The sequence below is a fragment of the Tateyamaria sp. ANG-S1 genome (genome assembly GCF_000814025.1).
Classification (GTDB): domain Bacteria; phylum Pseudomonadota; class Alphaproteobacteria; order Rhodobacterales; family Rhodobacteraceae; genus Tateyamaria.
This window is the reverse complement of record NZ_JWLL01000006.1, coordinates 132,384-147,192: the sequence shown is the minus strand read 5'-3', so window position 1 is coordinate 147,192 and position 14,809 is coordinate 132,384. Positions and strand designations below refer to the sequence as shown.

The window sequence follows — 14,809 nt, the reverse complement described above, 5'->3', positions numbered from 1 at the left end:
AAACCGTTTCCCCAAGGCAAGTATTCGGGTGTGTTCGCCAACGCTTTCGCGCGGCTCTACTTTTCTACCGCCCGACGCAGACGTCGGATCAGCGCCCAAACCAGCAAAACCACCGGTACCGTCACCAGGGCGGTCAGGAACCCCTTGGACAGTCCGGTCGGCTCTTCCAGGGGATAAAGGATATATCCCGCCAACGACACAGCGTAGTAGCTGATAGCGACAACCGACAGCCCCTCGACCGTGCGCTGCAGGCGCAGTTGCAAGTCCGACCGCTTGTCCATGCTTTCCAACAGCGCCTGGTTTTGCGCAGATCGTTCGACATCCACCCGGGTCCGCAGCAGGTTGGCGGCACGGACGCCCCGACTGGACATGGCAGCCAGCCGATCCTCGGCCGACCGCACCGTGCGCATGGCAGGCTGATAGCGGCGCATCATGAACTCGGCAAAGGTCTGGCGCCCTTCATACCGGTCCTCGCGCAGCGCCTCGATCCGCTCGTTCACGATGGCCTCATAGGCCCAGGTCGCGCCAAAGCGAAAGGAGGATTGCGCGGCCAGTGTCTCCAGCTCTGCCGAAATCTCCAACAGCGCCTTCAGCGTCGTCTCCGCCTCGGACCGCTCGCCCGACATGGTTTCAACGAGTTCAATCAGCCGTGTGTCCAGCGCCGTCAGTTGCGCGCCCATGGACCGCACACGGGCAAAGCCCAGCATCGACATCGACTTGTATGTCTCGATCTCGCAAAGCCGCTGCACGATGCGGCCCACCCGACGCTGCCCGGTCCCTTCAGAGGCGAAAACGGCAAAGCGCATATGCCCGTTCTGGTCGATCCGGAAATCCCCGGCCATCACCGCCGCATCGTCCAGCACCGAACTGGCGGCAAGGCTCTCGGGCACGAACCACTCGCTCAGGCACTCGCGGATTTCGGCATCCTTGCGGCGCGTCTCAACCCGGATCAGGATCGACGTGACCCGTTGGCCGGGGGCGGCCTCCAACCAGTCTTGCGGGAAGGGATCAAAGGCGCGCGGATCAAACGGGCGGTCCTCCACCCCTTCGGAAAAGATTGTGTAGGTAACGAATTCGGTGTGCTGTTCCCATTTCAGCCAATGGCGCCCGATCTGACCGTAGTAATGCGTTGCCCCCGGCTGCGGATGCGGTGCCCCGTGACGGTCCAGCAGCGCCTGCAAATGCGCCAGATCCTGCGCCCTGTCCCGGTTCGCGGCCATTTCCTGCTGCTTGAACGCCACATAGGCCGCCGCACAGGGTGCGCGCATCGACGGAAAGGGCCGCGCGTGCAGCTCGTTCGCCAGCTTGTACCGCAGCGGATGATCTTCGATGGGGGCCATGACTGCTCCAATTCCGATGTCGAGCAGGGTAGCCCATATGCCACCGATATCCAATAAATTTATGTTTTTAAATCAGCGCGTTAGGCGCATGCAACAGTATACAGCGTCACCTGTAGCATTCAACGCTCGTCTCGACGGATGGGAAGCACCAGGTGGGATGCGATTGCTTCAACCGTTCTAGGCGTGCGTACCACCAACGCCTCATGGCCGCGCTCAACAGCGGCGGTGAGACACAGTCGCGTATGCAGCTTGCACCGCTTCGCCGCCCGAACCTGCGCGCGAAAACCCGCCTCGGTCAGTGTTCCGTCAAAGGCTTGCCCTACCACCGTCGGCAATACGCCCAGCAGGTGAAGCACACGGCCCGCCTGATGCCCAGCCCACGGCAAATGCAGACGTGTCAGGTTTTCAGGCGCAAGCCGTGCAACATGAGCGGCATCTTCGGCGTGATAGGGATCATAAAGCACGTAAACCTGCGCTGCACTCTGCGCACCATCGGCCCCATCGACATAACGCCCGTTCCAACGCCCCCGCTCAAAGGCGCGACGAAACCGGTTCTCGAACGGGACCACGGTCTGATCCAGATGAGTCTGCGGCATGAATGCAACCACCCGTGCGCCCGGCACTGCGCGGCAATATGTCAGCGCACCGTACCCACCCATCGAACTGCCATAGAAGACCACGTCGTCGAAGCGGTCGAAAAAACACTGCTGCTGCAACAAGTCGAAAAATGCCCACACATCCGCATGGCGAAACCAGTCGTTTCGGAGTGACATCATCAGGCCAAGATGGGACACACCCATCTTTTCAAGAAATTGATAGCCCCATGGAAACTGCTGCCCAACGGCATCTCGGCTTTTCATGTTGTCAAAAGTCACCACAAGACGCCGGTTCGAGCGCCTAAAATGCATCGCAACATGGCGCGTCATCTTGCATACGAAACCGGATTGTTCAGCCGTTGCTGCCGCGTGTTTGAATCTGTGGCGTACTTCCATGCCACGATATGTGCGGGATGAGATGCTCGGAGCAACATAACTCGGGAATGAGCAAACAGGTCTTTGCCGCGCTGTTGCAAAACTGACTCTCTATAGCGTCAGGCACACCTCCAAAACAAAAAGGGCGCCCAACGAGGGCGCCCTTTCACAATTCCAGCAACCGGTTCAGATCACTCAACCATGGGCAACAGTTTGTCGATAGAGGCCTTTGCGTCACCATAGAACATGCGGGTGTTCTCTTTGAAGAACAGCGGGTTCTCGATCCCCGAATAGCCTGTGCCCTGGCCACGTTTGGACACGAACACTTGTTTCGCCTTCCAGCACTCCAGCACCGGCATACCGGCGATGGGGCTGTTCGGATCGTCCTGTGCCGCGGGATTCACGATATCATTGGAACCGATCACGATGGCCACATCCGTGTCCGGAAAGTCGTCGTTGATCTCGTCCATCTCCAGCACGATGTCATAGGGCACCTTGGCTTCGGCGAGAAGCACGTTCATGTGTCCGGGCAGACGGCCCGCAACGGGGTGGATGGCAAAGCGCACCTCCTTGCCCGCCGCGCGCAGCTTGCGGGTCAGTTCGGCCACGCCCTGCTGGGCCTGCGCCACAGCCATGCCGTAACCGGGGATGATGATGACGCTTTCGGCCTCGTTCAGGGCCGTGGCCACGCCGTCCGCCTCAATGGCGACCTGCTCACCCTCGACCGCCATCTGCTCGCCTGCGGGGCCACCAAAGCCGCCCAGGATCACGCTGATGAAGGACCGGTTCATCGCCTTACACATGATGTAGGACAGGATCGCACCGGAGGAGCCCACAAGCGCACCCACAACGATCAGCAGGTCGTTACCAAGCGAGAAGCCGATGGCCGCAGCGGCCCAGCCGGAATAGCTGTTCAGCATCGACACCACCACCGGCATGTCGGCGCCGCCGATGCCCATGATCAGGTGCCAACCGATGAACAGCGCCAGCAACGTCAACAGAACCAGCGGGATCAAACCGCCAGAGGCAAAGTAGATGATGGCGAGGATCAGCGATGCACCCGCCGCAGCCGCGTTCAGCATGTGCCCGCCGGGCAGCTTGGTGGCGGCCGAGTCAACCTTGCCCGACAGCTTGCCCCAGGCAACGTAGGAGCCGGTGAACGTTACCGCACCAATCCAGACGCCCAGCACCAGTTCGATCTTGAGGATGGTGATCTCAACCGTCGTCTTCTTGGCGATCAGCTGGCCGAAGGACGAAAGCGGCTCCAGCACCGACTTCTCGACCGATTGCACCCATTGCCCATCGACCAGAGCGCCACCCAGAACGGCTCCGTTCTCGGCCAGATGGTTGTCCACGTAGCCGATCATGATGTGCGCATTGAAGCCGATGAAGACCGCAGCCAAACCCACAAGGGCGTGCATACCAGCCACAAGCTCGGGCATCTGGGTCATCTCGACCTTGGTCGCAAGCTGGTAGCCAACGAGAGCACCGCCCGCGATCAGCACCAGCGACAGCAGCCACAGGCCCGCGCCGGGACCGACCAGCGTCGCCACAACGGCGATGAACATGCCCGCGATACCGTACCAGACGGCTCGCTTCGCGCTTTCCTGGCCCGACAAGCCGCCCAGCGACAGGATGAAAAGAACAGCCGCAACAGCGTACGCGGCAGTCGTAAATCCGAGTTCCATAGTTCCCGCCCCTACTTACGATTTTTGGAACATGGCGAGCATGCGCCGTGTCACGAGGAAGCCACCGAAAATGTTGATGGCCGCCATGAAGACCGCGAATATCGACAGGAAGGTGATGACCCCCGAAGACGATCCGATCTGGATGAGTGCGCCAAGGATCACGATGGATGAGATGGCGTTTGTCACCGCCATGAGCGGTGTGTGCAGGCTGTGCGCGACGCCCCAGATCACCTGGAAGCCGATGAACACGCTCAGCACAAAGACGATGAAATGCTGCATGAAGCTTGCGGGCGTGTAAAGCCCTGCGAGCAGCACCAACGCACCACCGATGGCCAGCAAAGTGACCTGGTTCTTGGTCTGCGCCTTGAAGTCGGCCAGTTCCTTGGCCTTCTTCTCTTCGGCGGTCAGCTCCTTTGGCGCGTCCTTCTTGGGTGCGGCCGCAATGGCTGCGACCTTGGGCGGCGGCGGTGGGAAGGTGACATCCTTGGCATGCGCAATGGTCGCGCCCCGGATCACGTCGTCTTCCATGTCGTGGTTGATGACACCATCCTTTTCGGGCGTCAGGTCAGCCATCAGATGACGGATGTTGGTGGCATACAGGCTCGAAGATTGCGTCGCCATCCGGCTGGGGAAGTCGGTGTAGCCAATGATGGTCACACCATTCTCTGTCACGATCTTCTCGTCAGCCACGGTCAGCTTGCAGTTGCCGCCCTTTTCAGCTGCAAGGTCCACGATGACGGAGCCGGGCTTCATGGCCTTCACCATATCCTCGGTCCACAGCTCCGGCGCCTCGCGGTTTGGGATCAGAGCGGTCGTGATGACGATGTCCATCTCGGGCGCCAATTCACGGAACTTGGCCAGCTGAGCTTCGCGGAATTCCGGCGACGACACAGAGGCATAGCCGCCAGACGACGCGCCGTCCTGCTGCTCTTCTTCGAAATCAAGATAGACGAACTCGGCGCCCATCGATTCAACCTGCTCCGCCACTTCGGGGCGCACGTCAAAAGCGTATGTTATCGCGCCCAGCGACGTCGATGTGCCGATCGCGGCCAGACCCGCCACGCCTGCACCGACAACCAGCACCTTGGCAGGCGGCACCTTACCCGCAGCGGTAATCTGACCAGTAAAGAAACGGCCAAAGTTGTTGCCAGCCTCGATCACAGCACGGTAGCCCGCGATGTTTGCCATGGAGGACAGCGCGTCCATCTTCTGGGCACGGCTGATCCGGGGGATCATCTCCATTGCGATGACGGTCGCGCCTTTCTTGGCGGCCGCCTGCATCTTGTCCTCATCCGCGACAGGGCTGAAGAAGGAGATCAGCGTCTGATCTTCGCGCAGCCGCTTCATCTCGGTCGCGTCGGGCACACGGACCTTGGCCACAACATCAGCCGCTTTCCAAAGCGCCGCAGCGGTCTTGACCACCTCGACGCCTGCCGCCTTGTAGTCCGCATCGGCAAAGCCCGCCTCGGCCCCTGCGCCCGTCTCGACCACACACTCATGGCCCAGCTTTTGCAGGGCCGCAGCGCTTTCGGGCGTCATGGCAACGCGGCGCTCTCCCTCAAATATCTCTTTTGGTGTTCCGATCTTCATTCGAAGAACCCCCGTCCGTTCGTGGCAGTCAATTTCGGGCAAGACCCAAAGGCTATGTGGCGCAGCGCCTGAAGGTGTCCACTACCCAAGGCATACCGAAGATACAAGAAGCGCCCCTGCGTCATTAAGGTAACATCTGCAAAAATTCAGACCCACCTGCGCACTTTTTGTTCGTAGCGCGCAAATTCGGCCTTGAAGGTGCGCCGCATCCGGTCCTCTTCCGGCACGATGAAGTGCTTTTCGATCCACCAGACAAAGATCGGCACCAGGACAAGCGACGGCACCGCGTCAAAGCGCAGGGTGAGCCCTGCCAGCAGCAAGGCGTCACCAAGATAGATGGGGTTTCGGGTCCGCGCAAAGATACCGTTTGTGATCAATCGGTCCGGGGTCTTGTGCGGAATGACCGTGGTCTTGTGACGCCAAAACGCCAGTAGGGCGGCCGCCATCAGCAAAAGACCGGCACCAATCATCATACCCGCCATCATATGCGTCAAAGGATGGTCAACGCTCAGACCCAGCGGAAAATACCGCCCCTGGCACCATGCAAGGAACACGCAGATCGCGAGCCAAACCGGTGGTATGTGCAACAGATTGGTCATGGTAAAATGAAAGCGGATCGCCTGATTGTCATATGATAGAAAGTGGTGGCAGCGACAGTGTCAACGGCACGCGGTATGACCGCGACCAATGGCCACCTTAATCGGCACATTCTGATTGATCGTTTGGCAACGGCGTCCCAACCTGCCGCAACAAAAGCACAATGTGGAGAGCGCGACATGACCGATGATGCAATGCTTACAAGCAAACATGCGCTGGTGACGGGTGGCGGAACGGGTATCGGCCTCGCGATCGCGCGGGCGCTCGCCAATGAAGGGGCCAAGGTCACGATCACCGGGCGAGGTCAGGACGTCCTCGATGCCGTATCAGGTGCGGGGATACACGGTGCCGCAATGGATGTGCGCGACGAAGCCTCGGTTAATGACACCGTGGCCAATGCCATCTCTGCACGCGGCCCTGTGCAGATCTGCGTGCCCAATGCTGGCATCGCGGAGGGGCACTCAGTGCACAAGACCAACCTGTCCTTTTGGCGGAATATCATGGCCACGAACCTCGACGGCGCGTTCCTGACGATCAAGGCGTGCCTGCCGGGCATGCGCGACACGGACTGGGGGCGTGTGATCGCCATATCCTCCATCGCAGGTCTGCGCGGCCTGCCGGGCGCTGCGGCCTATTCCGCATCGAAACACGGGCTCATCGGCCTGATCCGGTCGCTGAGCGAAGAGTATATGGGGCAGCCCTATACCTTCAACGCGCTCTGTCCGGGCTATGTCGACACGCCGATTGTCGACCGGAACCAAGACACCATCGCGCAGCGCACAGGGATGACCAAAGAAAACGCACGGCAACTGATGATCGACGCAAATCGCCACAAGCGCCTGATCGATGCCGACGAAGTCGCCGCGGCAGCGCTTTGGCTGGTGGGCCCGGGATCGCACAGCATCAATGGACAGGCCATTCAGATCGCAGGAGGGCAAACCGCTTAAGGCGGACCAGGATCCGCCTTACGATTGTCGCACGCTAGCGAGCTTGCGCGCCAGCAGCGTAAGGCGCACGTGTCGTGCGCCCACTCAAGGGCAAGTAAGCGGGCCCAACCGGGCCTCCGGGTACAAAATGACCTTGCGCTATGGCACGGTGGATCGAGGAATGCGCCCATTGCTCGGGTCTGCTCACCAGGCCCGCCTGCACGGGCGCCGTCCAAATCATGTGCCGATGCGCAGCCAGATCGTCCGCATCGCGAATGGCGTGTTCCCAGAAACGCCGCTGCCACAGCCCCTTCTCGCCTGGGCGCAAGCGGCGTGCTGCAACATCGGCCGGCGCATCGACGCTGCGTGAAAACAGGCTTTTGATCATGCGCCAGCGGATGGAAAAGTCGGCGTCCCCGGGCGGCAGGTGCCACAGGGTATGGATCACATCCCCAAGAACCACGATTTCCGAAATCTCGAACGGGTGCTGATCCTTGGCCTTGCGCACCGCCGCACGCAGCGGGTCAATTTCTCTGACAAACAGGTCTGTACCGCGCCGCGCGGCACGCACAGTGAAGAAATAGGTAACATCGGGGCGGTCTGAGCGAATGTAGCGAGGCATGGCACGACTGTGCCCGCGCCATGGTTAACACCCGTTTAAGCCGAGCGGAGCACAGGCCGCGCGCGACCCCCGTCAGCCCAGTCGCGACAGGCTGCCCCAAAGGCTTCGAACAGCGGCCGGGAAACGGGATCGCATTTGGCTTTCCATTCCGGATGCCACTGTACCGACAGGGTAAATCCAGGCGCGCCGTCGACATAGATGGCTTCAGGCGTGCCATCGGGCGCATGGCCGTCGACAACCACACGCGGACCAGGCGTCTTGATGCCCTGTCCGTGCAACGTATTGGTCGGCACGCTCTGACGGCCCATCAGTTGATGAAAGACACCATTCTCGGAAAAAGTCACGTCGTGGCGCAGGGCGAACTTTTCCTCCAGCGTGCCATCGGGCGGCATCCGGTGATTGTCGCGCCCCGGCAGATCCCGGATTTCGGGGTAGAGCGACCCGCCCATCGCGACATTCACCTCCTGAAAACCACGGCAAATGCCAAGGATCGGCTGTCCACGCTCCACGCACGCCCGGATCAGCGGAAGGGTCAATCGATCCCTGTTGCGATCAAAAAAGCCATGCGCCTCGGTCGGCTCCTCGCCATATTCCTCGGGATGCACATTGGCCCGTCCGCCAGTGAACACAAAGCCCGCACAGTGCTCCAAAAGGTCCGAGACGCGCACACTGTCCGGCTCGGAGGGGATCATCATGGGCACGCCTTCGGCCACATCCGCCACGGCAGAGATGTTGATCAGGCCCGTCGCCTGCACCTCGTAGCTGTCGTGAATGACGTGATGGTTCGAAAAGATACCGATGATGGGACGGGCCATATGTTCCTCTGCGCCGCTGCGTTTCAAAGGATATAAGCCATGCAAGCGCGCCCAGGCCAGAGGAACGGGCGCGCAAGCCCCTGTGCAAAAAGCCGCAGGTGAGCCGGATGCCTAAATTTCCGCCGTCAGGGCCGCCGCTTCGATCCCGGCCACGGCCGCCGCAGCATCGTTGTCCGATGTATCACCGGTGACGCCCACGGCGCCGATCACGGCCCCCTTCCTGTCGCGCACAAGCACGCCGCCCGGCACCGGCACCACCTGCCCGCCGTAAACCCCGTTCACCGCCGTCATGAAATAGGCCTGCTGTTCCGCCCGCGCCATCTGCGCCGTCCCCGCCATGCCCAGCATCACCGCGCCATAGGCTTTGCCTTGCGCAATCGCGAACCGACCGGGTGCTGCCCCATCCTCGCGCTCACAGGCCTGCACATGCCCGCCCGCATCCAGCACGACGACAGTGAGCGGTTTCAACTCCATCTCCCTGCCCTTCTCCAAAGCCTTGCGAATGATGGTCCGCGCCTTGCGCAATGAAATTGCCATGTGTCTTCTCCTGACAGACCGGAACCCGGTCTTCTTCCCTGTTTCAAAAAATCCCGGGGAGTGTGAAGGGCTGGCCCCTCACGCCCGCACTCTCAACCGGCGGCTCACGCGGCCTTGAACTCCAAACGGCGCTCATGCAGCACCGGCTCAGTATAGCCCGAGGGCTGCACACGCCCCTTCAGCACCAGGTCACAGGCCGCCTGAAACGCCACGCCACCATAGCCTGGCGCCATCGGAATATAGCTTGCATCCCCTGCATTCTGCCGGTCCACGACCTCTGCCATCTTCTTCATGGCGGCCATCACCTGATCCTCGCTCACAACACCATGGTGCAGCCAGTTCGCCATCGCCTGCGCCGAAATACGGCAGGTGGCGCGGTCTTCCATCAGACCCACGTCATTGATGTCCGGCACCTTGGAACAGCCCACACCCGCATCGACCCAACGCACCACATAGCCAAGGATGCCCTGCGCGTTGTTCTCCAGCTCCCGCGCAATCTCAGCGTCAGAGAAATTGCGGCCCGTGGCCACTGGAATGCTCAAGAGGTCCTCAAGCGTGCCGCGCGCGCCGCCAGCTTTCAGCACATCCTGACGGGCCAGCACATCGACCTTGTGGTAATGCGTGGCGTGCAGCGTGGCGGCAGTGGGCGACGGCACCCAGGCGCAGGTGGCACCGGATTGCGGATGGCCGATCTTGGCCTCCAGCATCTCGGCCATGCGGTCGGGCATCGCCCACATCCCCTTGCCGATCTGGGCCTTGTCCTTCAGCCCACAAGCGAGCCCAATGTCCACATTGCGATCCTCGTATGCGCCGATCCAGGCCGCCCCCTTCATCTCGCCCTTGGGCACCATCGGCCCGGCCTCCATTGAGGTATGAATCTCGTCCCCCGTCCGGTCGAGGAAACCAGTATTGATAAAGGCAACCCGTGCCTTTGCCGCCCGGATACACTCCTTGAGGTTGGCGCTCGTGCGCCGCTCCTCATCCATGATGCCCAGCTTGACCGTGTTGGCCGGCAGGCCCAGCACCTTCTCCACGCGGGTAAAAATCTCATCGGCAAAGGCCACCTCTTCCGGCCCGTGCATCTTTGGCTTCACCACATAGACCGAGCCGCAGACCGAGTTGCGCAAACCGTCGGTCTTTTTCAGATCGTGCATGGCGATAAGCGTGGTGATCATGGCATCCATCAGCCCCTCACCCACCTCATTGCCGTCCCGGTCGTGAATGGCGGGGTTTGTCATCAGGTGGCCGACATTCCGGACCAGCATCAGGCTGCGCCCCTTCATGGTCAGAGCCGACCCATCAGGCGCGGTGTAGCTTCTATCACCGGCCATCCGGCGCGTGATGACCTTACCGCCCTTCTCGAAGCTTTCTTCCAGATCGCCCCGCATCAGGCCCAGCCAATTGCCGTAGGCGAGCACCTTGTCCTCGGCATCGACAGCGGCCACGCTGTCCTCGCAATCCATGATCGTGGACAGTGCGGATTCGAGGTTCACCGCCGCAATACCCGCGGGATCATCGCCGCCAATCACATCATTGCGGTCCACGACAATCTCGATGGACAGGTGGTTGTTGCGGAACAGATAGGTCTGCGCCTCCTCATCCCCGCCGTAGCCAACAAATTGCGACGCATCCGCCAGTGTTGCCCCTTGCAGCACCAGAGCACCATCAACAACGGACAGCGCCGTTACATCGGCCCAGCTCCCGCCGGACAGCGGCAGCGCGTCGTCCAGGAACGCTTTGGCCCACGCAATCACGCGCGCCCCACGCGTCGGATCATACCCGCCCGCCTTCGGCAAATCGCCCAGCGCATCCGTGCCGTAGAGCGCGTCATAAAGGTTCCCCCACCGCGCATTTGCCGCATTCAGGGCAAAGCGCGCGTTCATGATCGGCACCACAAGCTGCGCGCCGGGGGTCGCGGCGATCTCGGGGTCGACATTGACTGTCTCGATCTCGAAATCCGGGCCCTCAGGCACGAGATAGCCGATCTCTTCCAGAAACGCGCGATAGGCGGTCGCGTCATGGTCCTCGCTACGATGCGCAACATGCCACGCATCAATCTGCGCCTGTATGTCCTCGCGCTTGGCCAGCAGATCGCGGTTCTTGGGCCCCAGATCGTGCACCAGTGCCGAAAACCCCGCCCAGAAGTCGGCCGAGGCTACGCCTGTGCCGGGCAAAGCTTCGGTTTCGATGAACTGTGCAAGGCTGTCTGCGACCTTCAGATCGCTGCGGTCTACGTAGGCTGTCATTGGGGTCTCCGGGTCCTGAAACAGAGCTTTGCGCAAGACTTAGAGAATAAGTTTCCTATCGTAAACATCATTGGTCAAAGATTTTTACCAAAATGCACAATCACGCAAAGACGTGCCAAATCCGCCGCCACATACCCAGCGGCCCGTGGGCAAATTCACCCGACAGTCATGCCCCGCGCTTGCGCGCCAAAATCCAGATAAAGCCGACACCGCCGACCAGCCCGGTCACAATGCCAATCGGCATGTCCTCCGGTGCCATGACGGTGCGTGCTGCGATGTCGGCCCAGAGCAGCAGAATGGCGCCCACAAGGGCCGAGCCTGGCAGAACTCGGCGGTAATCCCCGCCAACCAGCATTCGCACCACATGCGGCACCATCAAGCCGACAAACCCGATGATCCCGGAAAATGCGACCATCACGCCGGTGATCAGCGCCCCCACCACAAAGACAACCAGGCGAAACCGGGCAACAGGAATGCCCAGGGTCGACGCAGTCTCGTCCCCCACGGTCATGGCATTCAAGGCAGCAGACCGCGACACCAGCCAAGCGCCGCAAATACACAGGATGACCAGCGGATAGATCAACTGGTCCCACTGGGCGAGGCCCAAGCCCCCCAGCATCCAGAAGACCACCGTGTGTGTGGCGCGCGGATCGCCCAGAAAGATCAGCACATTGGCCGCCGCCATCACGATGAACGACACGGCGACCCCCGCCAGAACCAACCGGTCCGCGCTTGTCGCATCGGCAAAGCGCGACACGGCCAGTACGATAGCGGTCGCGCCCAGAGCCCCCGCAAAGGCCAAAAGCGGGACCGTCAGCAGCCCCAGAAACAGCCCCGTGTGCAACAGCGCCAGAATAGCTCCAAACGCACCACCGGATGAGATGCCCAGCAGATGCGGATCGGCCAGCGGATTGCGGGTCACAGCCTGCAGGCTCGCGCCGACAAGCGCCAGCCCTGCCCCCACCATCATCGCCAGAAGCGCGCGGGGAAACCGGATGTTCCAAACAATCGCCTCCCGCCCCTGTGACCATGTCTGTTCGACAAACCCCGGCGACAGCCGGTTCAGAAAGACACCCCACACCGTGCCCGCAGGCACCGCAACGGCACCCACGGAAATCGCAAAAGACAGCGACGCGAGCAAAAGGGTCAGACCGCACAGGACAAAGGCGACGGTGCCGCCCTTGCGCCGCATCGGAACCGGAGTACCCACGTCCGCCGTCATTTCCTCACTCGCCCCAGAAGGCGTCAGCCAGCGTCTTGATGGCGTTGATGTTGCGCGGCCCGGGTGTTGCCTCGACATATTCCAGCGTCACGAACCGGTCGTTCTTGACCGCGTCCAGATCGGCAAAGGCCGGGTTCGACATCATGAAGTCGCGCTTCTGCTCCGCCGTCACCTCGCCGTAGTTGACGATGACGATCACCTCGGGGTTCCGCTCCACCACTTCTTCCCATGTGACGGTGGCCCAGCTTTTCTCGAAATCATCCATGATGTTCACGCCGCCCGCCGCCTCGATCAACGCCGTCGGCATCGCATAGCGACCCGCGGTAAAGGGCGCATCCTCTCCGCTGTCGTAGACAAAGACACGCAGCGGCTCCCCGGTCTCCAGCCCGTCAGAGAATGCGGCCAGCTCCGCCCGGTAGCCGTCAACCAGTTCGGTTGCGCGGTCCTCAATGTCAAAGATACGACCCAGATTCATCAGGTCCGCATACATGTCCTCGATGCTGGCCTTGTCCTTCTCCATAATGTGGATGCAGCTTTCGGTCAGCTCGTAGACCTGAATGCCAAAGGGCTCCAACGTCTCGGGCGTCACCTCTCCGCCCACCCTCATGCCATAATTCCACCCGGCAAAGAAAAAGTCGGCATCCGCACCCGCCAGCACCTCCTTCGACGGATATTTCTCAGACAGTTCGGGCAGTTCCTCGACCCCCGCGCGCATCTCCTCGTCCAGCGTCTTCCAGCCGGAAATGCCGGTGTAGCCCACCATCCGGTCGGCCAGTCCCAGCACCAGCATCATCTCGGTCAGGTTGACGTCATTGGAAATCGCCCGCTCCGGCGGCGCGTCGAATGTGACGGTCCGGTCGCAGCTTTGCACGGTGGTTTCTGCCGCAGCAACAGACGCCAGGCAGGCCACGGCGGCAGATGCCAAAAGAACGGTTTTCATAGATGGGTTTCCTTGTGTGAAAGATGAAAGGTCAGATGGTCGGTATTGCTGGGCGCCAGACGCTCGCGCCGAGCCTCAACGCCGAACACGCCGGAGAGGGCCGCCTCGCTCAGAACGTCGCGGGGCGGCCCAAAGCCTATGCAGCTCCCCGACTCAAGCAGCAGCACGTCATCACACACGCCTGCGGCAAGGTTCAGATCGTGCAGCGATGTCACAATGGTCAACGGCAGGGTGCGGATCAGCTCCAGCACCTCCAATTGGTGCCGAATGTCCAGATGATTGGTCGGCTCGTCCAGGATCAGCAGATGCGGCTCCTGCGCCAGCGCACGGGCCACCATGACCCGCTGCCGTTCGCCACCGGACAAGGTGCCAAGATGCCGATCACCCAGATGATGCAACTCCAACCGGGCCAAGGCCGCATGAATGATGTCCCGATCACGCGACCCGGCCGCTCCGCCAAACCCGCGTCGATGCGGCGTGCGGCCCAACGCCACGATCTCGGACACGGTGAGCGCAAAGTCACTGGGATGTTCCTGCAACACGGCAGCCACTCGGCAGGCGACATCGCGTGCAGACAAATGCCAGATGTCTTCACCGCCGACCAACACGCTCCCGGTCCGCGGCTTGTGAAACCGGTAAAGCAGGCGCAGCAACGTGGTCTTCCCGGCCCCATTGGGGCCGACCACACCCATCACCCGGCCCGCCTGCACCTCAAACGACACCGGATGCAGCAACGGCGTGCCGCCGCGCGCAGGTGCCCAGGACAGATCGCGCACCGACAGATCGGCCCCACTGCTATTGGCGCCAATGCTCAAGACGCGCGCGCCTCGGTCTTTTCAATGGCGACGATGGCGGCAGGCACGCGGGCCAGCGTGGTCTTTCGCAGCTTTCCTGGCCGGTCGAGCGACGAACACCACCCGTCCTCTAGCGCAGCATATTGCCGAGCAAAGGCCAGGAGATCACCAATATCCGTCTCCGGATCAATATCGCCAAACAGATAGGTCGCCTTGCGCGTGCCGTGATAGGCAACGGTACAGGGGCGGTCACACCCGGCCATGCACGCAACACCCGAAATCTCGAAATCATCGGTCACCGCGTCGCCCGCATCGGCAATCGCCGCGCGCAAGCGCTCGATCAACTCATAGCCGGGACGACATTCGGTGCCTTTATGCTTGCAGGATGTACAAATCGTTATGCGATGTTCCATAAGTCCCTCCGACTATGGGAGGGGCGGAGGAAACAGAACCATGTCGTGGCGGCAAGAACCGCTGTGCCATCTTGTGCTCCTGACCAGGCGCCCCGCCTGCATCGAGTT

Annotated in this window: 14 protein-coding genes; 1 reads left to right on the top strand and 13 read right to left on the bottom strand. The window is 61.4% G+C overall.

The window, feature by feature from the left end:
• Positions 1-56: 56 nt before the first annotated feature.
• The 5 genes from RA29_RS11955 to RA29_RS11935 form a co-directional block, all read right to left on the bottom strand.
• On the bottom strand, positions 57-1,340 hold the full coding sequence (locus RA29_RS11955) for a DUF3422 domain-containing protein (RefSeq protein ID WP_039686276.1): 1,284 nt from the start codon (positions 1,338-1,340) through the stop codon (positions 57-59).
• A 119-nt stretch (positions 1,341-1,459) separates the two neighbouring features.
• Positions 1,460-2,215: a hypothetical protein gene (locus RA29_RS21935; protein ID WP_152613001.1), complete on the bottom strand. Its 756-nt coding sequence runs from the start codon at positions 2,213-2,215 to the stop codon at positions 1,460-1,462.
• 287 nt (positions 2,216-2,502) lie between these two features.
• Entirely contained in the window at positions 2,503-3,999 is a 1,497-nt protein-coding gene (locus RA29_RS11945; RefSeq protein WP_039686274.1) for an NAD(P)(+) transhydrogenase (Re/Si-specific) subunit beta, read from the bottom strand.
• A gap of 15 nt (positions 4,000-4,014) precedes the next feature.
• Positions 4,015-5,589 carry a Re/Si-specific NAD(P)(+) transhydrogenase subunit alpha gene (locus tag RA29_RS11940; protein ID WP_039686272.1) on the bottom strand — a complete coding sequence of 525 codons (1,575 nt, stop codon included), beginning with the start codon at positions 5,587-5,589 and terminating at the stop codon, positions 4,015-4,017.
• Positions 5,590-5,735: 146 nt separating this feature from the next.
• Positions 5,736-6,188, bottom strand: a complete 453-nt coding sequence (locus RA29_RS11935; RefSeq protein ID WP_039686270.1) for a methyltransferase — start codon at positions 6,186-6,188, stop codon at positions 5,736-5,738.
• Positions 6,189-6,365: 177 nt separating this feature from the next.
• Between RA29_RS11935 and RA29_RS11930 the strand changes: the two genes are divergently transcribed.
• The gene (locus tag RA29_RS11930; protein WP_241462600.1) at positions 6,366-7,133 is read left to right on the top strand and encodes an SDR family NAD(P)-dependent oxidoreductase; all 768 of its coding nucleotides are present in this window, start codon (positions 6,366-6,368) and stop codon (positions 7,131-7,133) included.
• 34 nt (positions 7,134-7,167) lie between these two features.
• Here RA29_RS11930 and RA29_RS11925 read toward each other — a convergent pair whose 3' ends face one another.
• The 8 genes from RA29_RS11925 to RA29_RS11890 form a co-directional block, all read right to left on the bottom strand.
• On the bottom strand, positions 7,168-7,734 hold the full coding sequence (locus RA29_RS11925) for a transposase (RefSeq protein WP_193743525.1): 567 nt from the start codon (positions 7,732-7,734) through the stop codon (positions 7,168-7,170).
• A 35-nt stretch (positions 7,735-7,769) separates the two neighbouring features.
• Positions 7,770-8,549: a gamma-glutamyl-gamma-aminobutyrate hydrolase family protein gene (locus RA29_RS11920; RefSeq protein ID WP_039686267.1), complete on the bottom strand. Its 780-nt coding sequence runs from the start codon at positions 8,547-8,549 to the stop codon at positions 7,770-7,772.
• Between the two features lie 111 nt (positions 8,550-8,660).
• Entirely contained in the window at positions 8,661-9,086 is a 426-nt protein-coding gene (locus RA29_RS11915) for a heme-binding protein (RefSeq protein ID WP_039686265.1), read from the bottom strand.
• Positions 9,087-9,190: 104 nt separating this feature from the next.
• The gene (locus RA29_RS11910; protein WP_039687728.1) at positions 9,191-11,332 is read right to left on the bottom strand and encodes a malate synthase G; all 2,142 of its coding nucleotides are present in this window, start codon (positions 11,330-11,332) and stop codon (positions 9,191-9,193) included.
• Between the two features lie 166 nt (positions 11,333-11,498).
• Positions 11,499-12,524: an iron ABC transporter permease gene (locus RA29_RS11905; protein ID WP_039686263.1), complete on the bottom strand. Its 1,026-nt coding sequence runs from the start codon at positions 12,522-12,524 to the stop codon at positions 11,499-11,501.
• Positions 12,525-12,558: 34 nt separating this feature from the next.
• Positions 12,559-13,494, bottom strand: coding sequence for an ABC transporter substrate-binding protein (locus RA29_RS11900; protein ID WP_039686262.1), 936 nt, complete (start codon positions 13,492-13,494; stop codon positions 12,559-12,561).
• Entirely contained in the window at positions 13,491-14,309 is an 819-nt protein-coding gene (locus RA29_RS11895; RefSeq protein WP_241462599.1) for an ABC transporter ATP-binding protein, read from the bottom strand. The genes RA29_RS11900 and RA29_RS11895 overlap by 4 nt, the downstream gene beginning before the upstream one ends.
• Positions 14,306-14,701 carry a DUF1636 domain-containing protein gene (locus tag RA29_RS11890; RefSeq protein ID WP_039686260.1) on the bottom strand — a complete coding sequence of 132 codons (396 nt, stop codon included), beginning with the start codon at positions 14,699-14,701 and terminating at the stop codon, positions 14,306-14,308. Before RA29_RS11890 ends, RA29_RS11895 begins: the two co-directional genes overlap by 4 nt.
• Positions 14,702-14,809 lie beyond the last annotated feature (108 nt).

Excerpts from the sequence above, each read along its gene's own strand:
- RA29_RS11955 (WP_039686276.1), bottom strand. The coding sequence starts at position 1,340 with ATGGCCCCCATCGAAGATCATCCGCTGCGGTACAAGCTGGCGAACGAG.
- RA29_RS11925 (WP_193743525.1), bottom strand. The coding sequence starts at position 7,734 with ATGCCTCGCTACATTCGCTCAGACCGCCCCGATGTTACCTATTTCTTC.
- RA29_RS11920 (WP_039686267.1), bottom strand. The coding sequence starts at position 8,549 with ATGGCCCGTCCCATCATCGGTATCTTTTCGAACCATCACGTCATTCAC.
- RA29_RS11900 (WP_039686262.1), bottom strand. The coding sequence starts at position 13,494 with ATGAAAACCGTTCTTTTGGCATCTGCCGCCGTGGCCTGCCTGGCGTCT.
- RA29_RS11935 (WP_039686270.1), bottom strand. The coding sequence starts at position 6,188 with ATGACCAATCTGTTGCACATACCACCGGTTTGGCTCGCGATCTGCGTG.
- RA29_RS11945 (WP_039686274.1), bottom strand. The coding sequence starts at position 3,999 with ATGGAACTCGGATTTACGACTGCCGCGTACGCTGTTGCGGCTGTTCTT.
- RA29_RS11890 (WP_039686260.1), bottom strand. The coding sequence starts at position 14,701 with ATGGAACATCGCATAACGATTTGTACATCCTGCAAGCATAAAGGCACC.
- RA29_RS11940 (WP_039686272.1), bottom strand. The coding sequence starts at position 5,589 with ATGAAGATCGGAACACCAAAAGAGATATTTGAGGGAGAGCGCCGCGTT.
- RA29_RS11930 (WP_241462600.1), top strand. The coding sequence starts at position 6,366 with ATGACCGATGATGCAATGCTTACAAGCAAACATGCGCTGGTGACGGGT.
- RA29_RS11910 (WP_039687728.1), bottom strand. The coding sequence starts at position 11,332 with ATGACAGCCTACGTAGACCGCAGCGATCTGAAGGTCGCAGACAGCCTT.
- RA29_RS11915 (WP_039686265.1), bottom strand. The coding sequence starts at position 9,086 with ATGGCAATTTCATTGCGCAAGGCGCGGACCATCATTCGCAAGGCTTTG.
- RA29_RS11905 (WP_039686263.1), bottom strand. The coding sequence starts at position 12,524 with ATGCGGCGCAAGGGCGGCACCGTCGCCTTTGTCCTGTGCGGTCTGACC.